This window comes from Gloeobacter kilaueensis JS1, from assembly GCF_000484535.1.
Classification (GTDB): Bacteria; Cyanobacteriota; Cyanobacteriia; order Gloeobacterales; family Gloeobacteraceae; genus Gloeobacter; species Gloeobacter kilaueensis.
The window spans coordinates 4,163,448-4,184,507 of record NC_022600.1 but is presented as its reverse complement, the minus strand read 5'-3'; the positions used below and the strand labels follow the sequence as shown (position 1 = coordinate 4,184,507).

Annotated in this window: 27 protein-coding genes; 13 read left to right on the top strand and 14 right to left on the bottom strand. The window is 62.5% G+C overall.

The window, feature by feature from the left end:
* Positions 1-9 precede the first annotated feature (9 nt).
* Positions 10-1,140 carry an N-acetylglucosamine-6-phosphate deacetylase gene (gene nagA / locus GKIL_RS19425; protein ID WP_023175560.1) on the top strand — a complete coding sequence of 377 codons (1,131 nt, stop codon included), beginning with the start codon at positions 10-12 and terminating at the stop codon, positions 1,138-1,140.
* Positions 1,137-2,174, top strand: a complete 1,038-nt coding sequence (locus tag GKIL_RS19420; RefSeq protein ID WP_023175559.1) for a potassium channel family protein — start codon at positions 1,137-1,139, stop codon at positions 2,172-2,174. The genes nagA and GKIL_RS19420 overlap by 4 nt, the downstream gene beginning before the upstream one ends.
* Here GKIL_RS19420 and GKIL_RS19415 read toward each other — a convergent pair.
* The 4 genes from GKIL_RS19415 to GKIL_RS19400 form a co-directional block, all read right to left on the bottom strand.
* Complete coding sequence (locus tag GKIL_RS19415) at positions 2,133-2,417, bottom strand: hypothetical protein (RefSeq protein ID WP_023175558.1); 285 nt, start codon at positions 2,415-2,417, stop codon at positions 2,133-2,135. The two genes, GKIL_RS19420 and GKIL_RS19415, sit on opposite strands and share 42 nt — an antisense overlap.
* A 93-nt stretch (positions 2,418-2,510) precedes the next feature.
* Positions 2,511-3,887, bottom strand: coding sequence for a glycogen synthase GlgA (gene glgA, locus GKIL_RS19410; protein ID WP_023175557.1), 1,377 nt, complete (start codon positions 3,885-3,887; stop codon positions 2,511-2,513).
* 66 nt (positions 3,888-3,953) lie between these two features.
* Positions 3,954-5,117, bottom strand: coding sequence for an LptF/LptG family permease (locus GKIL_RS19405; protein WP_041245059.1), 1,164 nt, complete (start codon positions 5,115-5,117; stop codon positions 3,954-3,956).
* 14 nt (positions 5,118-5,131) lie between these two features.
* A complete protein-coding gene (locus tag GKIL_RS19400; RefSeq protein WP_023175555.1) occupies positions 5,132-6,112 on the bottom strand; it encodes an Npun_F2552 family protein in 981 nt (326 codons plus the stop codon).
* A 79-nt stretch (positions 6,113-6,191) separates the two neighbouring features.
* On the opposite strand from GKIL_RS19400, the gene GKIL_RS19395 reads away from it, so the two are divergent.
* Both GKIL_RS19395 and psb28 (GKIL_RS19390) read left to right on the top strand, forming a co-directional pair.
* Complete coding sequence (locus GKIL_RS19395; RefSeq protein WP_023175554.1) at positions 6,192-6,536, top strand: histidine triad nucleotide-binding protein; 345 nt, start codon at positions 6,192-6,194, stop codon at positions 6,534-6,536.
* Between the two features lie 69 nt (positions 6,537-6,605).
* Positions 6,606-6,908 (top strand): photosystem II reaction center protein Psb28, encoded by a 303-nt coding sequence (psb28, locus tag GKIL_RS19390; protein ID WP_023175553.1) that lies wholly within the window; start codon positions 6,606-6,608, stop codon positions 6,906-6,908.
* On the opposite strand, the gene GKIL_RS19385 is transcribed toward psb28 (GKIL_RS19390), so the two are convergent.
* Positions 6,905-7,144 (bottom strand): hypothetical protein, encoded by a 240-nt coding sequence (locus tag GKIL_RS19385; protein WP_023175552.1) that lies wholly within the window; start codon positions 7,142-7,144, stop codon positions 6,905-6,907. The two genes, psb28 (GKIL_RS19390) and GKIL_RS19385, sit on opposite strands and share 4 nt — an antisense overlap.
* Positions 7,145-7,244: 100 nt before the next feature.
* On the opposite strand from GKIL_RS19385, the gene GKIL_RS19380 reads away from it, so the two are divergent.
* Positions 7,245-7,790, top strand: coding sequence for an NUDIX hydrolase (locus tag GKIL_RS19380; RefSeq protein ID WP_051382870.1), 546 nt, complete (start codon positions 7,245-7,247; stop codon positions 7,788-7,790).
* 32 nt (positions 7,791-7,822) lie between these two features.
* Positions 7,823-8,044, top strand: coding sequence for a hypothetical protein (locus GKIL_RS19375; RefSeq protein ID WP_023175549.1), 222 nt, complete (start codon positions 7,823-7,825; stop codon positions 8,042-8,044).
* Here the strand turns inward: GKIL_RS19375 and GKIL_RS19370 are convergent.
* Positions 8,041-8,760 (bottom strand): PD-(D/E)XK nuclease family protein, encoded by a 720-nt coding sequence (locus tag GKIL_RS19370; RefSeq protein WP_023175548.1) that lies wholly within the window; start codon positions 8,758-8,760, stop codon positions 8,041-8,043. The genes GKIL_RS19375 and GKIL_RS19370 overlap by 4 nt on opposite strands.
* A gap of 217 nt (positions 8,761-8,977) precedes the next feature.
* On the bottom strand, positions 8,978-9,166 hold the full coding sequence (locus GKIL_RS19365) for a hypothetical protein (protein WP_041244086.1): 189 nt from the start codon (positions 9,164-9,166) through the stop codon (positions 8,978-8,980).
* A 349-nt stretch (positions 9,167-9,515) separates the two neighbouring features.
* On the opposite strand from GKIL_RS19365, the gene GKIL_RS19360 reads away from it, so the two are divergent.
* A complete protein-coding gene (locus GKIL_RS19360; RefSeq protein WP_041244085.1) occupies positions 9,516-10,115 on the top strand; it encodes a hypothetical protein in 600 nt (199 codons plus the stop codon).
* A gap of 7 nt (positions 10,116-10,122) precedes the next feature.
* Entirely contained in the window at positions 10,123-11,157 is a 1,035-nt protein-coding gene (gene dusB / locus GKIL_RS19355) for a tRNA dihydrouridine synthase DusB (protein WP_023175545.1), read from the top strand.
* Positions 11,158-11,196: 39 nt separating this feature from the next.
* Here dusB and GKIL_RS19350 read toward each other — a convergent pair whose 3' ends face one another.
* Genes GKIL_RS19350 through psb28 (GKIL_RS19335) form a run of 4 tightly spaced genes read right to left on the bottom strand, consistent with a single transcriptional unit; the run spans position 11,197 to position 13,627 of the window.
* Positions 11,197-11,403: a DUF2555 domain-containing protein gene (locus GKIL_RS19350; protein ID WP_041244084.1), complete on the bottom strand. Its 207-nt coding sequence runs from the start codon at positions 11,401-11,403 to the stop codon at positions 11,197-11,199.
* A gap of 44 nt (positions 11,404-11,447) precedes the next feature.
* Positions 11,448-12,701: a hypothetical protein gene (locus GKIL_RS19345; RefSeq protein WP_023175543.1), complete on the bottom strand. Its 1,254-nt coding sequence runs from the start codon at positions 12,699-12,701 to the stop codon at positions 11,448-11,450.
* An 8-nt stretch (positions 12,702-12,709) separates the two neighbouring features.
* Positions 12,710-13,228, bottom strand: coding sequence for a 6,7-dimethyl-8-ribityllumazine synthase (gene ribH / locus GKIL_RS19340; protein ID WP_023175542.1), 519 nt, complete (start codon positions 13,226-13,228; stop codon positions 12,710-12,712).
* An 18-nt stretch (positions 13,229-13,246) separates the two neighbouring features.
* On the bottom strand, positions 13,247-13,627 hold the full coding sequence (gene psb28, locus GKIL_RS19335; protein ID WP_023175541.1) for a photosystem II reaction center protein Psb28: 381 nt from the start codon (positions 13,625-13,627) through the stop codon (positions 13,247-13,249).
* Between the two features lie 94 nt (positions 13,628-13,721).
* Here psb28 (GKIL_RS19335) and tpiA point away from each other — a divergent pair, with 94 nt between their 5' ends.
* Positions 13,722-14,459 carry a triose-phosphate isomerase gene (gene tpiA, locus GKIL_RS19330; RefSeq protein WP_023175540.1) on the top strand — a complete coding sequence of 246 codons (738 nt, stop codon included), beginning with the start codon at positions 13,722-13,724 and terminating at the stop codon, positions 14,457-14,459.
* Here the strand turns inward: tpiA and GKIL_RS25435 are convergent.
* Complete coding sequence (locus GKIL_RS25435) at positions 14,449-14,619, bottom strand: hypothetical protein (protein WP_023175539.1); 171 nt, start codon at positions 14,617-14,619, stop codon at positions 14,449-14,451. The genes tpiA and GKIL_RS25435 overlap by 11 nt on opposite strands.
* Before the next feature lie 52 nt (positions 14,620-14,671).
* Positions 14,672-15,277: a CPP1-like family protein gene (locus tag GKIL_RS19325; protein ID WP_023175538.1), complete on the bottom strand. Its 606-nt coding sequence runs from the start codon at positions 15,275-15,277 to the stop codon at positions 14,672-14,674.
* A 118-nt stretch (positions 15,278-15,395) separates the two neighbouring features.
* On the opposite strand from GKIL_RS19325, the gene aroA reads away from it, so the two are divergent.
* From aroA to GKIL_RS19310, 3 genes are all read left to right on the top strand, one after another.
* Positions 15,396-16,697: a 3-phosphoshikimate 1-carboxyvinyltransferase gene (gene aroA, locus GKIL_RS19320; RefSeq protein ID WP_041245056.1), complete on the top strand. Its 1,302-nt coding sequence runs from the start codon at positions 15,396-15,398 to the stop codon at positions 16,695-16,697.
* Positions 16,698-16,753: 56 nt separating this feature from the next.
* Positions 16,754-17,221: a DUF4864 domain-containing protein gene (locus tag GKIL_RS19315; RefSeq protein ID WP_023175535.1), complete on the top strand. Its 468-nt coding sequence runs from the start codon at positions 16,754-16,756 to the stop codon at positions 17,219-17,221.
* 77 nt (positions 17,222-17,298) lie between these two features.
* Positions 17,299-17,631 carry a hypothetical protein gene (locus tag GKIL_RS19310; RefSeq protein WP_023175534.1) on the top strand — a complete coding sequence of 111 codons (333 nt, stop codon included), beginning with the start codon at positions 17,299-17,301 and terminating at the stop codon, positions 17,629-17,631.
* A gap of 3 nt (positions 17,632-17,634) precedes the next feature.
* Here GKIL_RS19310 and aat read toward each other — a convergent pair whose 3' ends face one another.
* Positions 17,635-18,216, bottom strand: coding sequence for a leucyl/phenylalanyl-tRNA--protein transferase (gene aat, locus GKIL_RS19305; protein ID WP_023175532.1), 582 nt, complete (start codon positions 18,214-18,216; stop codon positions 17,635-17,637).
* Positions 18,217-18,347: 131 nt separating this feature from the next.
* On the opposite strand from aat, the gene mutS reads away from it, so the two are divergent.
* The gene (gene mutS / locus GKIL_RS19300) at positions 18,348-21,017 is read left to right on the top strand and encodes a DNA mismatch repair protein MutS (protein WP_023175531.1); all 2,670 of its coding nucleotides are present in this window, start codon (positions 18,348-18,350) and stop codon (positions 21,015-21,017) included.
* Positions 21,018-21,060 lie beyond the last annotated feature (43 nt).

Sequence of the window (21,060 nt, the reverse complement as noted above, 5' to 3'; positions counted from 1 at the left end):
ACAGACGCAATGCAGCAGATCCACAACGCTCGCTGGGTGGGAGACGGCGGTACCTATAGCTTACTGGTCGATGGGGGACGCCTGCTGCAGGTAAAACCGGGGGGCGGCAGCTGGAGTGAAGCCGGACGGACGATCGATCTGGCGGGTGGCTGGGTGAGTCCGGGACTGGTCGATCTGCAGCTCAACGGCGCTCTGGGCGTCGAATTTTCAGAACTTTCTCCCGAGGCGGGCCTGGAGCAGTTAGAGCGGATCGCTGCGTATCTGTGGTCGATCGGGATCGCCGCCTGGCTGCCGACGCTTATCAGCGTGCCGGTGGGCAAGTTGCACCAGGCGATGGAGATTATTGCCCGGTTTCAGCCCAAAGCAGGCCGCGCCCGCATTTTGGGCGTTCACTTAGAAGGCCCCTTCCTCAATCCGGAGTACGAAGGGGCGCACATGCGCCAGTATCTGCTGCCGCTCACGATCGAGGATGCCAAGGCGGTCCTGGGGGATCACAGCGCCCTGGTCAGGCTCATCACCCTCGCTCCGGAGCTGGACCCGGACGAGCGCGTGATTCCCTGGCTGGTGGAGCGGGGCATCGCCGTGAGCCTGGGCCACACCGCCGCCACCTTCGAGCAGGCCGGGCGCGCCTTCGATCGGGGGGCGCGGCTGGTCACGCACATCTTCAACGCCCAGCGCCCCTTTCATCACCGCGAACCGGGGGTGGTGGGCGCTGCCCTGCTCGATCGGCGCGTGCAGTGCCTGTGCATCCCCGACGGCATCCACCTCCACCCGGCCACCGTCCGGTTGCTGCTGGCCTTAAAAGGGACAGATGCTCTGATCCCGGTGAGCGACGCAGTCGCTCCCCTGGGGATCGCCGATGGCGAGTACGACTGGCACGGCCTGAGGATCACCGTCCAAGCGGGCCAGGTGACGCTCGCGGACGGACGGCTCGCCGGCAGTGCCCTCAGCCTGACGGACGTGCTGGTGCGCCTGATCGAACAGGGCGATCTCGATCGCGGCAGTGCGCTCTCGATGGCTGCTGTCGCCCCGCGCCGCGCCCTGGGTCTAACGGTCGGCTGGCCCACAGCCAGCGACGGCGACGATCTGCTCTTCTGGCCTGCCCATCGCTCCCGGCCCGTGCGGCTGGACGACCTGTGAACGGCACCGCCGCCGAGCGGCTGCGCCAGTTTCGCCGCCGCCTCCTCAACATTCTGGGCATCGTCGTCGCTCTGTACCTGATCGGCGTGACCGGGTACGTCGCGATCGAGCACTGGTCGCCCCTGGACGCGCTTTATATGACCGTGAGCACCCTCTCAGGCATCAGCGACAGCGACGCCGGTACGCTCACGGCCCCAGGTAAGATATTTACGATATTTTTGATTCTCCTCGGTGTCACTGCCCTCGGCTTTTTGATCAATCAAGTTGTTCAGGCGCTGGGCGAGGGCTATCTTCAAGAGGGATTGCAGTTCACTCGCGGCCAACGGATGCTCAGCCGACTTCAAGATCACTTTATCGTCTGCGGTTATGGCCGGATGGGCAGCCGGATCTGCGAGGAACTTGCCCACGATCATGCCCCCTTCGTCGTCGTCGAAGCCGATCCAAAGGCGGCGAGCCAGGCCAGAGCAAAGGAGTACCTGCTCGTCGAGGGCGATGCCAGCGACGACGAAACCTTGATCGCCGCCGGTATCGAGCGCTCGCGCTGCGTCATCTGCGCTCTGCCCTCCGACGCGGACAATCTGTTCATCGTTCTCTCGGCGCGCAACCTCAACGCGGGAGTGCGCACGATCACCCGCGCCAGCAGCGAAGAAGCTGCGGTCAAGTTGCGCCGGGGCGGGGCGGATGAAGTCGTCTCCCCCTATACCACCGGGGCGCGGCGGATGGCGGCGATTGCTCTGCGTCCCGGCGTCGTGGACTTTATCGAGACGGCCATCAGCGGCAGCAACCGCTCCCTTTTTATCGAAGAATTTCAGATCGATCGCCCCCAGTGCCCGTTCGTCGGCCTGCCCCTCAACCAGACGGACCTGCGCAACAAGAGCGGTGCCCTCATCGTCGCCATCCGCCGCGCCGACGGCTCGCTCATCGGCAACCCCAACGGCGAGACGATTCTCGCTTCTGGGGACATGCTCTTTTGTCTGGGCACCCGCCCCCAGCTACGGATTCTTGCGGATGTGCTGCTGCCAATCAAAGCCTGAAATGTCTGGCCGCCCAGCCGAAATCCCGCGCGCCACCCACTGGCCCTCGGCGACCTGTTCAAAGTGGGTGTACAGCCAGTCGCGACAAAAACTCTGGGGTCTTTTTTCGGTGCAGCGGTAAAAAGCGTCGAGTACCTGGGCGGTGCTCAAAGTTGGCTGGACCGCACTTGCCGCCAGAACCCCAGGGGCAGCTAAACCCGTTAAAACCATTGCCAGCGCGGCGGCGATACTGCCTGTCTTCATCGCAAGTCCTCCGAGGTCAACGCGAGAACCCGCACCCCCTTCTTTATTAGAATCAGTGGTTGCAGGCCGGGCCTACCCCCCAGGAGGGACATCTCACCCGATGCGGGCCACCAGTTGCCCATAAAGGTCCAGGTAGCGCCCAGCGGAGACCTTCCAGCTCAAGTCCGCCTGCATTCCCCTCAGTTGCAGCCGCTGCCAGTAATCGCGGTAGCGAAACGCTTCCTCCGAACGAAAGAGCATCGCGAGCAAACTCTGAGGCTCATAGCGGTCAAAAAGAAAGCCGTTCCCTTCTTCGTCGATCGGGTTGTGAAAGTGGACCGTATCGGCGAGCCCGCCTGTCTTGCGCACCAGCGGCACCGCTCCGTAGCGCAGGGCGATCATCTGGCCGATGCCGCAGGGTTCAAAGCGCGATGGCATCAAAAACAGATCCGCCCCGCCGTAGATGCGCTGGGAGAGCGCCCCGTCGTAGCGCAAAAAGGCGCGCACCCGCTCCGGATAGCGCTCCGCCGCACCCCGAAACAGAAACTCATAAAACGGATCGCCGCTCCCGAGTACGACCACCTGGGCGGCGCTGTTGTTCATCCAGATATCCCACAGCGGAGCTAACAGATCGAAGCCCTTTTGATCGACCAGGCGGGAGACGATGCCCACCAGCATCCGGTAGGGATTGACCTCAAGCCCCAGTTCGCGCTGGAGGGCGAGCTTGTTCTCGACGCGCAACTCCAGGCTGGCAGCGTCGAAGTTGACGGGTAAATATTTGTCGGTGGCAGGGTCCAGGGCGTCGGTGTTGATGCCGTTGAGGATGCCCGTGAGCCGCCCCCCCTGGGCGCGCAACAGGCCGTCGAGGCGCTCGCCGTATTCGGGGGAGCAAATTTCGCGTGCGTAGGTGGGCGAGACGGTGGTGATCGCGTCGCTGTGGATGATGCCTGCAGCCATTGGATTCCAGGCACCGGTGTCGTAGGGAACATCGACGAAGGACCGGAAGCCGGCGAGGGGCGGCCCCTGGTAGGCAAGATTATGAATAGTATAGACGGTCATTACAGGCATCGCCCGCATCCACAGGGGCAACAGCGCCGTGTGCCAGTCGTGGCAGTGCAGCACCTGCGGATCCCAGCCGCCCCGCCAGATAAATTCGGCCACCGTGCGCGAGAAGAGCGTAAAGCGCCACGCCTCGTCCTCCGAGCCGTAGATGCGGTCGTTGGCAAAGGCCGGATGGCCCACCAGATACAGCGGAATGTCGCTTTCCGGCAGGTGCGACTCGTAGATTTCCAGGCGCTGGAACATCGCACTGCCAGTCCAGACGGGCTCTTCCGACTTGGGGAGCTGTCCTAAAAAGCCGTAGTACGGTAGAGCAATGCGCACATCTACCCCCAGCTTTGCGAGAGCCAGGGGCAGCGAGCCCACCACATCCGCGAGCCCTCCCACCTTGGCCAGGGGCGTACACTCCGCCGACACAAACAGTACCTTCACCGCAGTTCCCCGCAACGTGCCTTCATGATTATCCGGCCAGGCGGAAGCGGCGACCAGCCCTATTTTTTACTGGTTGACGCGCCACAAAAGCCAGGCACCGATCGCCATCGTCACCAGAGCCGGTAGCCAGGCACCGAGCCAGGGCGGCAGGGTGCCGGTCTGGCCCAGAGCCTGGGCGACGAACAAAAAGATGTAATAAGTAAAGATGATGAGCACGCTCAAGCCGAGGCCGAGGGCGTTGCTGGTGCGCTGTCGCCTCAGGCCCAAGGGCGCGCCGATGAGCGCAAAGGCAAAGCAGACGCTCGGGATGGCGTACTTCTGGTAGAGGCTCACGAGCAATCCCTTGACATCCTGCCTGGCATTTTCGGCCAGATGAATGTAGCGGCGCAGTTCGCCGGTGGTCATCTCCTCGGGCCGGCGCGCTTCTTGAGCGAACTGCAGCGGGGTACTGTCAATTTTGACCTGCTGCTCCTGAAAGCGCAGGATGTTGCGGTAGTTGCCGCCGGGGTCGATGACGTAGCTGGTGCCGTCGTGGAAGCGCCAGCTTTTGCTCGCCGGGTCGTAGGTGGCCGAGTCGGCGGTGATCACCTGATTGAGATCCGCCTGGCTGTAGTCGAGGATGGTGAGGCCGTACATCACCCCGTCGCTGAAGCGGCGGGCATAAAAGAGGCGATTGAGGCCAAATTCGCGGCGGCCATCCTGGTGCGTCACCCAGCTGTACTCAGGGTAGAGAATATTGTCCTTGCTAAATTTGGGCTTCTCGCCGCCGCCCACGGCGCGGGCAAGGGTGATATTGGCTTCCTGGTTGGCCGTCGGCACCACCACTTCGTTAAAGACAAAGGTAATCACGCTCACGACTACGCTCAGCACCAGAGTCGGCGCGACGATCCGGTAGATGCTCACGCCGCTCGCCTGCAAGACGGTGATCTCTTCGTCCCCCGAGAGCCGCCCAAAGGCGATCAAGGTGGCGAGCAGCATCGACATCGGAAAAGTGTAAGTGATGATCTGCGGCAGGCGCAGCGCAAAAACCTGCAGAGCGGTCAAGATCGGCAGGCCGCTTTCGGTGATGAGCCGCACCAGTTCAAACAGCGAACCGATCGCCATGCCGATCGAGGCAAAGGCGGCGACGCCGAACAAAAAAGGCAACAGCAGTTCGCTGACCAGATAGCGATCCATGATCGTCGTGCCGGGCAGCGAGAAGGGCAACCTGCGGGCAATACTCGCTCTCATCTCGATCAGGCTCTTCAACGCAGTGCTCTCCGCCCGCCTGCGGTGCTGCCGACGAGGGGCTCGCGGATGAGGCGAATGAGCAGGTCGCGCAGGGTCGAGCGCACCACTCGCGGCAGGCCAAAGTCGATCGGGGCCATCGTCTGGGGCAGCTTCCAGTCAGGACAGCGCAGCTCCGCCACCGGTGGACCGTCGATGACGATATCGGCGAATCCAGATGGGCCGATGCCCAGCGCCAGCGCCGCTCTGAGCACGGGCAACTGCTCCGGTGCCACCCCCAATAGATCGGCGAATACCCAATCGAGGGCAAAGACATCGCTCGAAGCCCCCAACAGCCCCAAAAAACGCGGTTCACCGCCGGAGGGGCCGTTGCCCTCGTGGCCGACGATGCCGTCGATGATCGTCAGATCCGGCTGGAGGGTGGCGGCGGTCTCGACGAGCATCTTGCCAAAGCGCAGGCTATCTTTGCCCGCCTCCATGTGCCACCAGGCTTTGAGCTTGCCCGGCACGCAGCCAAAGAGATTTTTGACGGCGAGGGTGAGGGTGAGCTGGGCGTGGGACTTGACCTTTGGCAGGTTGATGAGCACGTCCGCCTCCATCGCCTCCTTGCCTAGGCGCAGGTGATCGAAGGTCTGGCCCACCGAGCGGTAGCGGCGCGAAGAAAATTCGACAATCGGCAGACCCAGTTCCTCGCAGATGGGCAGCAGACCGTTGGCCACCGCCACACCCCGGCTGGTGCCAAAGGCGGGGCTGTCGCCCAAAAAAGGTTCGCCGCCGGCGGCGCGCACCAGCAAAGCGACCTGGCGCACCAGTTCAGGCTCGGTGGTGCAAGCTTTGGCCGGCCTGGCCCCGGTCAGCAAATTCGGTTTGAGCAGGACGCGGTCGCCGGGGCGGACGAAGGCAGCGATCCCGCCCAAGGGGGCAAGCAACTCCACAAGCCCCGGAGCGAGTATGGCCGGATCGTAAGTAGAAATTCGGCGCAGGCAAACAGTGCTCATCCGCTAGCAGTCCCCGCCTCGAACGCGATAGAGTCTCCTTCAGGATATAAGTCCGCTTACAACTGCCGCAACCACCGCCATGAGCACCGACACTATCTTCGGCAAAATTCTGCGCAAGGAGATCCCGGCCCAGATCGTCTTTGAAGACGAGCAGTGCCTCGCTTTTCGCGACGTCAATCCCCAGGCTCCGGTGCATATTCTGATCATCCCCAAAAAGCCCCTCCCTCAGATCGAACAGATGAGCGCCCAGGACGAGGGGCTCGTGGGCCACCTGTTCTTTGTCGCCACCGAGATCGCCCGCCGCGAAGGACTGGGCACCGGCTATCGCCTGCTTATCAACAACGGTCCTGACGGCGGCCAGACCGTCTACCACCTGCACCTGCACCTGCTCGGTGGCCGCCCCTTCGGCTGGCCGCCGGGGTAACGATTGCTTCGCATTTGTTGAGGGAATGTAAAATAAAGAAAATTTGCTCAGGTTCAGGAGAGTCGATCTATGGCAGTGGCGCAGTTTCTCGACGGGGTGAGCGAGGAGATTACCGATATTCGGGTGATGGCTTCTAAATACGACAACGCCCGCAAGACTGCCTTGATCTATATTTCCAAGCCAAAGGCTGACCTCAATCAGGTGATGAGCTTTCGGATGCGCGACGAAGAAGGCGAGATCACCTGCCGCGACATTCGCAGCAAACACCTCAACGGCAAATTCATCGGCCTCGAAATCAGCCACGAGATGATCTCAGAAGCGGCCTGGGACCGCTTCTACCGCTTTATGAAGCGCCTGGGCTACGCCTCTTAAGCTCCATTTGTCTCGATGCGGGTGCGGGCAAACTGGTTGCCGTCGCGCAGCGCCTCGCGCTCGGAACGGCGAAAGCCGTAGCGCACCGGAAAGCAGCTGGAAGTCGTCGCCAACCTGCCATCCGGGCCCAGACACCAGATTTCCCAGATGTAGCAGGGGCTGCGGTACACCCGGCCACGCCCGAGGTAGCGGTAGAAGATGGTGCATGGTCCTGCCTGGGCTAGTCTTGGATTCACGAACTCGCCTCTGCCTGAAGATAGATTTTCTCTTCGCCCTATCCTATACGCAACCACCGGCGAGGGCGAACCGCAGCGGCGGGCGGGCTAGAATTCAGCCATGTCTGCCCACGCTCAGCCTCGGGGACCATCGGTGGTCGTCGTTCCGGAGGGAGATAACCGCGAGCGGCTCCTCTGTCCGGACTGCGGCTTCATCCAGTATCAAAATCCGCTCATCGTCGTCGGTGCCGTCTGTCACTGGCAGCAGCGGATCCTGCTCTGTCGCCGGGCAATCGAACCGAGGCGAGGCTACTGGACGATGCCCGCCGGTTACCTGGAGTTGCACGAGAGCACCGAGCAGGGCGCGATGCGCGAGGCGTGGGAAGAAGCCAGGGCACAAATCGAGATCGAGGCGCTCCTCGCGGTCTACAGTGTGCTGACGATCAGCCAGGTCCAACTGGTCTACCGCGCCCGCCTGCTGAGCGGCGATGTCAGTCCCGGCCCCGAAAGTCTTGAGGTGCATCTATTCGAGTGGAACGCCCTGCCCTGGGAGCAACTGGCCTTTCCTTCGGTGCGCTGGGCACTGCAGCACTACGCTCAAAGTCGGGCACTCCAGCAATTTGCCCCTTTTGTCAAGCCGACCGGAGAGAGCGAAGAGCTGGAGTAAGCGGACCGGCAGGGTGCGTTAAGATAAGTAACATGGACAGCAAAATCCTTGCCCGCTACATCGAGCAGATAGATGGCATCTCCAAGCCGTGGCTGCTCGTGCAGTTGCGCCTCAAACTCCTCGAAGAACGGCGCTCGAGTATGAGTGATCAAGAGTACACGAGCGAGCTGACAGCGCTGCACCAGCAATTGATGGGCCTGGGCAGGTGGTGGCAGGGCATTGAAGGGCAGGCTTTTGGTGAGGCCGACGCCTAAATCTGGGTTCCAACAGCCGGATAGGCTGTTCGGATCTGCTCGACGATCTGGGCAGAGCGCGGATCGCTGTCGTTGGTTGACCAGAACTGGACGAGCCGCTTCAGCCACGCGAACCAGTACCGGCGGAGTTCCGGGCCACTGAATCGGTAGATGCGGGCAGCGCCCTGCCGGTGGGCGAGCACGATGATGCCGCTTGCGACCCGCAGGTCGTAGAGGCGGTTGACCGCTCCCAGGTAGGCCGCTAGTTGCAGGGGATAGTCTCCGAGCCAGGCGCGTCGCTTGGGCCGCTCAGCACTCTTCCAGTCAAGCGCCACCAGCTCGCCCTGGAAGCGGCAGAGCGCATCGATTGTGCCGCCATAGCAACCCACTGGGTGAAACAGGGGCGCTTCGACCAGACGCACGTCGGCGATCTGGCGCAGGGCGGGCTGAACGCTGCCCCACCAGGGCTGCAGCGCCGCTGCCTGGTCAGTATCGACCGGCTCGCCGCGCAGGTACTGCTCGACGAGCGCATGCAACCGGTTGCCACGACCACTGGCGGCAACCTGAATGGCCTGAGCCTGCTCGACGCCGACCCGATTGCGCCAACGCTCGAGCGCTTCAATTGCCTCCGGTGGCCGAGTGGCTGCCAGAATCGTCGTCACACCAGGATAGAGGTGTTCTCCGACCCGGTAGTAACGTTCGCTTCCCTCACTGACGCAGGCGACGGGCCCGACCATCAACCCAGAACCTGTACAGAAGACCCCCTCATCCTACGGTGGACTGGAGGTGCTGCCCCGGTTGCGGTACCGGCAGCCAGCCCCAAGGTAGGAGAGCTAAAAAACTACGGCCAGTCGCGAATGCTTGCAGTGGGGATGTGCGGCAATTTTTTTGAGGCGATGGGGGATTTTGCCGCGCTGGTGAGAGGAGAGTCAGAGACTGTGTGCTCCAACCGGTTTAGAGGTTGTGAGCCAGACGCAGCACCTCGATGAGAAAACTCGCCGCCTTGCGGGCGCTGTCGCGCGCACCCTGTTCGACGAGGCTATAGGTCTCTTCTGGAGAGGTTTCGGCTGCCATCGCCGTCTGCAGGTCGTTGGTAATCTCACCGAGCTTGCGGCAGGCATCGAGTACGCGCGGGTCGCTCATCGGAAGGCACTGCAGGACTTCAAGCGCATTTGTAAATGTATCGGTTCCTGACATAGTAGTAGTAGGCCAAGGGACTGTGAGAAATAGTACACCCCTCCCACCCAGATTTCAAAGGGCAATTGCGCAAAAAAGCGCATTTTCCCAGGGGAGGCACCTTAATTTTTATGAAGTGTAGCGGCCACTACCGGCATCCCTTGAGCTGGGGGCTTTTGCTGCTGGGGCCGGTGGTTTGTCGCCGATGGGATAACATAGTAACACCGTATACGCGCACACGGCGATGAATGGTGCACTCCCTAAACGACAGTTCCCCCTCGGGCAATTGCTGGAGAATTTCCTCAACGAAGCCCGGATGACGCAAACAGATTTCTGTTTGCTATCGGTCGATCAATTTACCGGCGAACGCAACATCACCCAAAACACCCTCAGGCGGATCATGCTGGGCTACAATCCCCACGGTCCGAACCGTCAGGCGGTCGCCTACAACCCGACGCCTAAGATTGTTCGCAGTATCCACACTGTCTTCAGCCGCGTCAAAGGCTGGGAAAGCAGTGTCGTCCCCACCCTATTCGAAAATTACAACCGTGCGATCAAAGAGCGCATGGTCCGCGAAGAAGGCGAAAACGAACGTCACTGGCACGGGCGGCTAGCCAAGCTCGAAAAGCTGCTCGTAAGCAAACAAGAGGTCGAGCAACTGCGCCAGATCTGCAAGCAATCGGCCCATCTGGTGCCCGATTACGGCGAGGCGGAATTGTTCAATCTGGCGGGAATCGCGGGCGAATTTGCCGCCTCCGATTTTCGCAACGGCCAGAAGGGCTTTGTCGGCCTGCCCAAGCGCAAGGGCGAGTTGATCCTCGAATTGCGCAACACCGGCCTCAATCCAAAAGAGCAGCAGGAGATCATGGGCAAGCTCGAGACGATCGTGCAGACGTATCTGCAGACGTTGCTGTAGTTTGAAGGTGGAACTTTCTGCTGCCCAGCGGGCGCGGCTGCGCCCGCCCCTGGTGATTGGCCCGCGCCAGTTTACCAGCCGCGTGCTGCAGTCGCCCCTGGCGGGGGTGACGGACCGGGCCTTTCGGCAGCTGGTGCGCCACTACGCTCCCGGCTCACTGCTGTTTACGGAGATGGTGAGTGCCTCGGGGCTGCACTACAGCCGTACCGTTCCTCGGATCATGGATATCGACGAGGGCGAGACGCCCATCGGCATCCAGCTTTTTGACTGTCGGCCCGACTTTCTGGTGGAGGCGGCCCGGATTGCCGCCGATCAGGGGGCCGATGTGATCGACATCAATATGGGCTGTCCAGTCAACAAGATCACCAAAAACGGCGGCGGCTCGTCGCTGTTGCGCGAGCCCCAGACGGCGGCGCGGATCGTCGAGGCGGTAGCGGCGGCGGTGCCATTGCCGGTCACGGTCAAGACCCGCCTGGGCTGGAACGACGCCGAAATCAACATTCTGGACTTTGCGCGCCTGATGCAAGAAAGTGGCGCAGCGCTGATTACCATCCATGCCCGCACCCGCGCCCAGGGCTTTGAGGGTTCTGCCCGCTGGGAGTGGATTGGCCGCGTCAAAGAGCAGTTGACCATCCCGGTGATTGCCAACGGCGACATCTTCTCGATCGACGCAGCGATCCGCTGCCTTGAGGTAACCGGTGCGGATGGGCTGATGTGCTCTCGCGGCACGATGGGTTCTCCCCATCTGGTGGGCCAGATCGACCATTACCTGCGCACCGGCGAGCGGCTGCCGGAACCTTCTGCTGCCGAGCGGCTCAAACTGGCCCGGCTGCACCTGGAACTGTTGCACCGCTACCTGGGCGAGCAGGGGGTGCGCCGCGCCCGCAAGCACATGGGCTGGTACGTGCGCGACTTTGCCGGAGCCGCCACGATCCGTGCCCAGTTGACGCGCATCGAGACAGTCGAGCAGGGAGACGCTCTGCTGGTTCAGGCGATTGCTCAGCTATCAGAAAACCCTCCGCTACTGGCCGCGATCTGTTAGTCGGGCTACCAGCCCAAAATCTTTTATCGGGAGGAGCGACTATGACTCGTCTTCTTCTAATTCCAGAAGATGAACGTAGGCATCGACCAGATGGGGGCGGCGGTACTGCAGCGCCTTGAGTACCTGCCAGTCGGCGAGGGCGTCGAAGGCGTGCTCGTAGCTGTCCTCTTCCAGGCGGCGGGCGAGTTCAGCAACGTCCTGTGGTGTCCAGTCCTCAAGGGTCTTTGTCCTGCTGGAAGTCGCCATGGCTTTCTGCATTCTGTGCGCTCCCTATGTTACCAGGCGCAGGTTCAAGTGGGTGCCTCCCGGCGGTGGTAGAGTATCGGGCTACCGGTCGGGAGGCAGCTCAGTTGCTTTGCCTCCCGGCTGCAGCGCGCCGGAGCAACTGCCATCGTGTCCGCTCCGCGCAGATCGACGATCAGGGGCGGGGCACCGACCGCCGTGAGCACAAAGTCGTAGGGCGAAGCAACGGTGGCAGCTAGATCGACGCTGTAGACCGCTGCGGGCCGCGAGGAGAGCACAAGCGCACCGGCGATTGGCCCTGGATCGACGCGCAGGTTGTCGCGCAGGACAAGGCCGACGTTGCCGATCGGGTTCCAGGTGCCGACCAGCACGCCCTGGCCAATGTAAGCGTCGAGGCTGCTCCAGCGCGGATCGTAGGGAGCCGGACGGTAGGTGCCGTCCAGTTCAGGTCCCAGGCCACTTACCTCGATCGGCGCGTCGGTAAAATCGGCTGCCGAGTCGTAGGTGAGGCGGCCCTTGCGCCCGGAAGCGGAGACATTCAAGGCCAGCCGCTGTTCGCCATCTTGCAGATCGACGCTGCGGCGGGCACTGCCCAGGCGCAGATTCAACTGGCTGGTCGGTGTGCGCAGGACGAGCTGGTAGAGACCCGCACCGGCGGGCAGCGTGACCACGAGGGCCGGGCTGGTGCGCAGAATTTGCAGATCCTGCAGATCCTGCAGAGCGGAAAATGCCTCAGCGCGGTAGTAGGTGCCGGCCAGTTGGGGCAGGATGGGCACCCCATCGACCGTCAGCCCCGATAACAGGGGCAGCGCACTCCAGGCACCTTGAAAGTAGCGGTAGACGCGGCGGCGGATCAAGTTGCGGCCAGCAGCCAGGCGCTCTTCGACGATCAGCTCCGCCACCCCGTCGCCGGTCAGATCGCCGGTGCGCACGGCGGTGGCAGGGGCGGTGCAGATGCGACTGTCCGCAAAGTCGTCCTCGGCCACCTCGACGGGCACCACCAGGAGCTGCCCTTCATAAAAGCGATAAAAGCGGTAGCACCGTCCACCGGCGATGCGGCTGGTGACGCCCACCAGCGTCAGGTGGGGCGCGAGGGCGACCATCTCAAGGCTCTGGGCTTCTTTGGGCTCGATGGGCAGCCGGGCAGTGGCCCGATCGCCCTTGCGGACGCTCAACTCGCTACCGACCAGGGCGACTGCCTCGCTGCGGCCATCGCCGTCGAGATCGAAGCGCAGGGAATTTTGGGCCAGAAGCGGAGTGGGCAACAACAAAATAAACAACAGCAGCAGGCTGCGGCGCATCGGCAGAGTTATTTGAGCAGGTTGGGAGCGGACTGCTCCGGCAGTGCCAGATGGCGCAACTTGCGGGTGAGATTGGCCATTTCGATCGCGTTCATGCCGTACTCCCAACCGAGGTTGTTCTTGATACCGGCCCGTTCGAGCGCCTGCTGCAGCGTATCGGTGGTGAGGACGCCAAAGGTAATCGGCACGCCGGTCTGGTAGGCAAGGGTCTGGATGCCTTTGGCCACTTCGGAGGCGACGTGGTCGTAGTGGCTGGTCTGGCCCCGAATAACCGCCCCCAGACAAATGATCGCGTCGTAGCGCCCAGAAAGGGCGAGCAGGCGGGCGACCATCGGGATCTCGAAGCTGCCCGGCACCCAGGCGTAATCGACCTGGGAGGAAGCGGGTCCGACGGTAATCCCGTGGCGAGTGAGGGCATCCTCGCAGGCGCTCAAGAGTTTGCCCGTCACCAGATCGTTGAAGCGGGCGATCACGATCGCAAACTTCAGATCCGCCGTGTCCTGAAAATGCCCTTCAAAGGTGGTCATTGTGCTCGCCGTAACAATCTACTGCTTTATTGTCTCAGAAGCGGGCTGGTCCCTGTCCTCGTAGCCCATGCCATTGCGCTCCGCGTAGCGGTTCATAAATCGCTCAAGGCGCTGGCGCTGCACATCGTTGATGAGTTCGAAGGTGCAGACCAGCCGCTCGAGGTTGTCGTCGTTCTTGTAAAAAAATTCGAGGTTGCGCGGCGTCACCTGAATGTCGCCCTCCTCGTCGCTCAGGCGCATGTACTGGGCACCGCCCGAGGAGAAGCTGCTGAGGTTTGCCATTGCGTTGACCTTCTCAAAGATGAAGACAACGATCACGTTGCCGCTGCTCTTGCCCCGGCGCAGCTTGATTTCGCTCACCTCTTCTTGAATGCCGCTGATAAATTCGATCGTCGCCAAGGCCGTCCTCCCATCCGCTACTGCCTCGTCCACTGTATCGCGCCGTCACTGGCTGGTACACTGAGGAGAATTGAAATCCGGGAGGAGGACTGTCTTGGCACGCAAGGTTCTGGCGGGCAACTGGAAGATGCACAAGACGCGCGGTGAGGCCCGCGCCTTCGTCGAAGCGTTCTTGCCGCTGATCGAGCCCCTAGCAGCGGATCGGCTGGTGATTTTGTGCGGCCCCTATACCTGCCTGGACATCTTGAGCGCCAACGCCGGGCCTTACGCTGTGGGAGCCCAGAACGTCCATTGGGAAAATAGCGGTGCCTACACCGGCGAAATTGCCCCCGTTATGCTCACCGAACTGGGGGTGCTCTACGCGATTGTCGGCCACTCCGAGCGCCGCCAGTACTTCAACGAAACCGACGCGACGGTCAACCGGCGGCTAAAGGCAGCCCAGGCCCACGACCTTACCCCGATTCTCTGCGTCGGCGAAAGCGAAGCGCTGAGGCTCGCCGGGCAGACCGAATCCCACATTCGCTTTCAACTGGATCACGATCTCAAAGACATCGACCTTGATCGGCTCATCGTCGCCTACGAGCCAATCTGGGCGATCGGCACGGGCAAGACCTGTGCGCCCGTCGAGGCCAACCGGATCATCGGCCTTATCCGCGAACACGTCGGCCAAGCCAACCTGCCTGTTCTTTACGGCGGCTCCTGCAACCCCGGCAACATCGACGCGATCATGGCCCAGGACAAAATCGACGGTGTGCTCGTCGGCGGTGCCAGCCTTGAGGTGCAGAGCTTTGCGCGGATCGTCAACTTTGAGGCGGTGGCTGTCACGAGTTGAGCACGTGGAACAGGGCAAACCAGAAAACCGTCAGCACCGCCAGCACCGCCAGCTCGAAGCAGGCTTTTGGTAAGGTCTTGCCCAGACGGACCGTAGCGTTGCCGACGGAGAACACGGCAAGGCCGGCAAGGGCAACGACCGAGAGCGTAGCTAGGTGCATGTACCTAGTGTAAGTCGTTGCTCAGCCCCTGGCAAACAAACTTACCAAACTCTCAGCGGGCCAGAAGCGTCACCAGCCAGAGGATGGCGATGAGCACAAAGCCTGTGACACCGGCGGGCACCGCCTGGCCTGGCCAGATCGATGCGAGCGAGGAAGAAGCCAGAATAGCGAGGACCACCGCCCCGAGTGCGTAGAGGCCCGCTTTCCAGAAGACGCGAATGCGCCGATAGAGAAAATAAAGGGTAGCGAAGAGGCCAAGGGCGATGGCGTAGCTGCCGTCGTTGCCGGGCGTGGAGGAGGAGAGGGCCAGATACAGAAGCCAGATGGCGCTGAAGACGAGGGCGGAGATACTCGCCTCGGGAGCCGCCACCGACAGACCGCGCCACCACTGGCGGGCCGGGCGGGTGGGCAGCGTCTGGGCCGGACGGGTGACGACGGTGCGATCGGCGTAGCGGATGCCGTCTTTGACTTTGATCTTGCCGTCCTGGCGGAGCTTGAGTCGCTGCATCAAGATCGCGTCGTAGGCGATCTCGATCGAGCGCTGGCGCTTTTCGTCGAGGGCGAACTCCGAGAGCAGGCGGACACGAGCCTCCTGGACTTCCTCGAAAGGAGCGTTTTCAGCGATACCGAGAATATGGTACGGGTTCGGTTCACTCATATAGATGGCGCTCTACGGGACTAGGGCTCTGCTCTATCAGGCTATCCCAGAGAGACAGAGTTGGACAAGCTTCCGCAAGGCTGGCGTACAATCATGTCCGGCCAGCATGGGCAACAAGATGGACGGATCGTACACGATTTCACCGGGCAGTGGTTTGCGGGGCAAAATTACCGTTGCCGGGGACAAATCGATCTCCCACCGCGCCTTGATGCTGGGAGGATTGGCCGCCGGGCAGACACGGATCGAGGGCCTGTTACCCGGCGAAGATCCCCAGAGCACTGCCCACTGTCTGCGGGCTCTGGGCGCAGAAGTCAGCGAGATCAAAGAATCTGGAGTCCGGGTGCAGGGCACCGCTTCGGGGTCTTTTTGCGAGCCGCAGCAGGTGCTCGACATGGGCAATTCCGGCACGACGATGCGGCTGATGCTGGGCATTTTGGCGGCGCAGCCGGGGCTATTTTGTGCGCTTACAGGCGACGCTTCGCTTCGATCGCGGCCCATGCAGCGGGTGGCGGCTCCCTTGAGGCAGATGGGCGCTTTGATCTGGGGTCGCGAGGGCGGGAGCAAAGCGCCCCTCGCCCTGGTGGGCCAACCGTTGCAGCCCATCCACTACGCGTCGCCGGTCGCCTCCGCCCAGGTCAAATCGGCGGTGCTGCTGGCTGGGCTTTTTTGCGAAGGCTGGACGAGCGTGACCGAGCCGGTACGATCGCGGGATCACACCGAGCGGATGCTCGCCGCCTTTGGGGCGGAGGTGCAGGTAGAAGGGACGACCGCGAGCGTGCGCGGTCCGGTCCGGCTCAGCGGCCAGTCGCTGCGGGTACCCGGCGACATCAGCTCGGCTGCTTTCTGGCTGGTAGCGGCGAGCATCGTGCCCGATTCGGAGCTGTTACTTCTCAACGTCGGCATCAACCCGACGCGCACGGGCATCCTCGATGTGCTGGCTGAGATGGGAGCGGATATCGCGATCGAAGATGCGCGCCTGAGTGGCGGGGAACCGGTGGCCGACCTGCGCGTGCGCACTGCCGCTCTGCAAGCCTGCACGATCGGCGGCGAATTGATCCCCAGGCTCATCGACGAAATCCCGATTCTGGCGGTGGCTGCCTGCTGTGCTGCGGGCAGGACCGTCATCCGCGATGCGGCGGAACTGCGCGTCAAAGAAAGCGACCGGCTGACGACGATGGCCCGCGAACTGAGGCGGCTCGGAGCCCGGATCGAGGAGCAGCCCGACGGTCTTACGATCGAAGGCGGGCACCCTCTACAGGGAGCCGATGTCGAAAGCCACGGCGATCACCGCGTCGCGATGAGTCTGGCGATTGCGGCTCTGGTGGCCCAGGGCCGGACGCAACTGGCGGACGGCCAGTGCGCCGCAGTCTCCTACCCGCGCTTCTGGGAGGAGCTGGAGCGGTTGCAGGGCCGGGAGTAAGCCGTTACTTCCATCAGGCTGTATTTTGGTAGGCATTCATTGCACCTGTACTATCTATGAGAACAGTGCTCAGCGCCGCTATATTGCTGCTTATCCTGGCGGCGGGTCCGACGATTGTCGGACCTCCGGCCACCGCTCGCGGCGAAGAGACCGGTTTTACCCAGAGCAAGGCACCGGTCAAAAAACAGATTCAGAGCGTTATCCAGGCACAACTGGCGGCTTTTCGGAGCGGAAACTATCAAAAAGCCTACACCTATGCTTCGGTTGGCATTCGCAGGCGCTTCGCAGCGGCGGCGTTTGCCGAGATGGTCCGCAGCGCCTATCCGGCAATTGCCCGCTCACGGACCGCCCAGTTCGGGGCGATCCTCGACGACAGCGAGCAGGCGGTGGCCCACGTTCTGGTCGAAGGAACCGGCGATCGGGTGCTTTATGTCTATCTATTGGTGCGCGAGCGGGGTCTGTGGAAGATCGAGAGTGTGATCGAGGCACAAAAACCCTCCCTCGACGGTGAGGTCTCGATCTGAAGAGCTATGCACAGGTCGGTATTTTTCCTTGCCAACCTTGGGCTAAGCTGAAAGAAGTTCGCCAGGACTCCTCACTCATGTCTATTTCAAAAACTGGGATCGCAATGGTCGCTCTCTGCCTGCTCAGCGCCCTGCCAGCGGTAGCTCAGACCTCCAAAGACGATGCAAGCCAGTTGACGACGGTTCCCGCCCGTACGCTCAATTCGCCTGCCAGCCTGGTTACCGGCAGCAAGTCCTACGCACAGGATCTCAACGCCGAGGAGAGCCGCTACCGGCAGGCTCCTGCCAACAGTCGCTGGCTTTTGCGCCGCTCCGCCTCACCGGTTCAGCGCGTTCGCGGCAACAACGAGGCCACCCTGTACGGCGACCAGCCCGATGCGGTGACAATCGTCGATATCGTCGAGTGGTAGCCTCTAGCGAAACTTGCACTCGGTAGAGAGGGCGTCCTTGAGCCGCTGGCGATACGCCCGGCGCGGGATCTCGACGACGTTGAACTGTTCGAGGTGGCTATTGGTGAACTGGGTATCCAGCAAACTGAAGCCCCGCGCTTTTAACCGCTCGATTAAATGATAAAAGGCGACCTTCGAGGCGTCGCTTACCCGGCTGAACATCGACTCGCCAAAAAAAGCGCCCCCCAGGCTGACTCCGTACAGACCACCTACCAGTTCGCCCCCCTGCCAGGTCTCGACACTCTGGCCGTAGCCGTTGCGGTAGAGCCTGATGTAGGCGCGGATAATTTCTTCTGAAATCCAGGTGGAGGGCCGGTCGGCGCAGGCGCGGATCACAGCCTCAAAGGCGCTGCTGTAGCGAATCTCGAAGCGCTCCTGGCGCACCAGGCGCAGCAGCCGCTTTGAAAAGTGAATTTTGTCGAGTTCAAAGATCGCCCGTGGATCGGGTTCGTACCAGTAGATGCGCTGCCCCTGTCCCTCGGCCATCGGAAAAAATCCCCGGCTGTAGGCTTGCAGCAGCAGTTCGGGCGTCAAGGGCACCAACATAGCTACCCCGCCGGAGTGTCGTGTGGAATGTTCAAAGGCAAAGCGTCCGGCGGCGCATCTATTATCCCCAGAATCGCGGCCCCAGCAGCCGATAGGTTACATTCGGGGCACGTTTTTTGCCTGTACCTGCGATGGCCATATCGACCGATAGCCTTTCTCAGTGGGACTTTCGCCGCCTGGAGCGCAGTCGGCTCACACCGATGCTCCAGCAGTACATAGATGTCAAGGCGCAGTACCCCCACTGCCTGCTGCTGTACCGGATGGGCGATTTTTATGAAACTTTTTTGGCGGATGCGGAGGTGGTGGCGCGGGAGCTGGAGATTGTGCTCACCAGCCGCCACGCCGGTGAGACGATTGGCCGGGTGCCGATGGCCGGCATTCCGCACCACGCCCTAGAGCGCTACTGCGCCGAACTCATCGACAGAGGCTTCGCCGTCGTCATCTGCGATCAGATGGAATCTCCCGAGGAGGCGAAGGAGCGCGCCAGACAGGCAAAGGTGACCAACCGCCGCTCGAAGGCGGACGCCGGTGCGCTGCTGTTGCCTCTGGAACTGGAAGGCGGGGAGGAAGGCCAGAGTGCCACCGACGAAAGTGGGCTGGTCCGCCGGGCCGTCACCCGTGTGCTCACCCCCGGTACGGTACTCGAAGAGCAGTTGCTGGTGAGCAAAAAAAACAACTATCTCGTGGCGCTGGTGCAGGCAGCCGATAGCTGGGGGCTGGCCTTTGCGGACGTCTCGACCGGTGAATTTCAGGTGACGCAACTGGAGGGCGTCGAGCCGCTGGTGCAGGAGCTGTTGCGCCTGCAGCCCGCCGAGGTGCTCCTGAGCGCCGACGCGCCGGATCCGCTCGTGCTGCTGCGTCCGGGCGAGGCCAGCAGCGAGCGGCCCGACTATCTGCCTTCCCAGTTCTGCTATACGCTCAGGCCCCGCCGCCACTTCGACTTCGACGAGGCGCGGCGGTTGCTCCTTGAAACCTTTCGGGTGCGCTCCCTCGAAGGCTTTGGCTGCGAGCAGTTGCCCCTCGCGATTCGGGCAGCGGGCGGCCTGGTGCAGCACCTGCAGGAGACCCAAAAAGGCGTCACCATTCCCCTCGATCGCATCCGCACCTACGCTCTGAGCCAGTACCTCATCCTCGATCACCAGACGCGCCGCAACCTCGAACTCACCCAGACCGTGCGCGACGGAATGCTGCACGGATCGCTACTGTGGGCGCTGGATCGCACCCGCACGGCGATGGGAGCACGAACCCTCAGGCGCTGGTTGTTGCAGCCGCTATTGGACCTCCAGCGCATCTGCCGCCGCCAGGATTCGATCGCTGAGCTGGTGGACAATACTTTGCTGCGCGAGCGGTTGCAGCGCCTTCTCGAATCGATCTACGACCTGGAGCGGCTGGCGGGCCGCTGCGGCTCGGGGACTGCCAACGCCCGCGATCTGGTCGCTCTGGGCGAGTCGCTGCTCAAGCTGCCGGCTCTGGCTGAGGCGGTGGCCGAGGCCACCAGCCCCTATCTCAAGGCATTGCAGAACCTGCCCGCCCAGCTGGAGCAGTTGGGCAGCAAGTTGCGCCGGACGATCGTGGACAATCCGCCTCTTATCTTGAGCGAGGGCGGGCTCATCCGCGAGGGGGTAGACGACGATCTCGAAGCCCTGCGCCGCCAGCTCAGCGCCGATCGCCAGTGGCTCGTCGATCTCGAAGCGCGCGAGCGGGCCCGCACCGGCATCCAGACCCTCAAAGTCGGCTTCAACAAAGCCTTTGGCTATTACCTTTCGATCTCGCGGGGCAAAGCCGATCTCGCTCCCGCCGATTACCAGCGCAAGCAGACCCTCACCGGTGAAGAGCGCTACATCACCCCCGAACTCAAGGAGCGCGAGAACCGCATCCTCAACGCCCAGCAGCAGAACAACCAGCTCGAATACGACATCTTCAACCAGTTGCGCCAGGAGGCGGGCTGCCACGTCGATAGCCTGCGGCTTACCGCCCGCCGGGTGGCTGCCCTCGACGCCCTCGCAAGCCTGGCCGAGGTGGCGGTCTACTGCGACTACTGCCGTCCGCAGCTGAGCAAGGACCACGAGATCGCGATCGTCGGTGGCCGCCATCCGGTGATCGAGCAGGTGATCCCGGCGGGTTTTTTTGTACCCAACGACACCCACCTGGGCGGCCTCGAAGCGCCGGAACTGGTAATTCTCACCGGTCCCAACATGTCCGGCAAATCGAGCTATATCCGCCAGGTGGCCCTGATTCAGCTGCTGGCGCAGGTGGGTTCCTTCGTCCCGGCAAGCAGCGCCCGACTGGGGGTGAGCGACCGCATCTTTACCAGGGTCGGGGCCGTAGACGACCTGGCCACCGGTCAATCGACGTTTATGGTCGAGATGACCGAAACGGCCAATATCTTGAACCACGCCACCGCCCGCTCGCTGGTACTGCTCGACGAGATTGGCCGGGGAACGGCCACCTTCGACGGCCTCGCCATCGCCTGGGCCGTAGCCGAGTACCTGGCAGACCAGATCCACTGCCGGACGATCTTTGCCACCCACTACCACGAGCTGAACGAACTGGCCACAGTGCTCGCCAACGTCGCCAACTACCAGGTCACCGTCCAGGAACTGGCCGATCGAATCGTCTTTTTGCACCGGGTCAGCCCCGGCGGCGCGGATCGCTCCTACGGCATCGAGGTCGGACGGCTGGCGGGCTTGCCCCCGGCTGTGATCTCCCGCGCCCGCACCGTGCTTGCCCAGGTCGAACAGCACTCGCAGATTGCCCTGGGCCTGCGCGATCCGGGTCGGGCCGCTCCGGCACTAGACTGAAGGCGGGGTGTGCGCCGGCGAGCATCTTCCGCACAGCTGGACG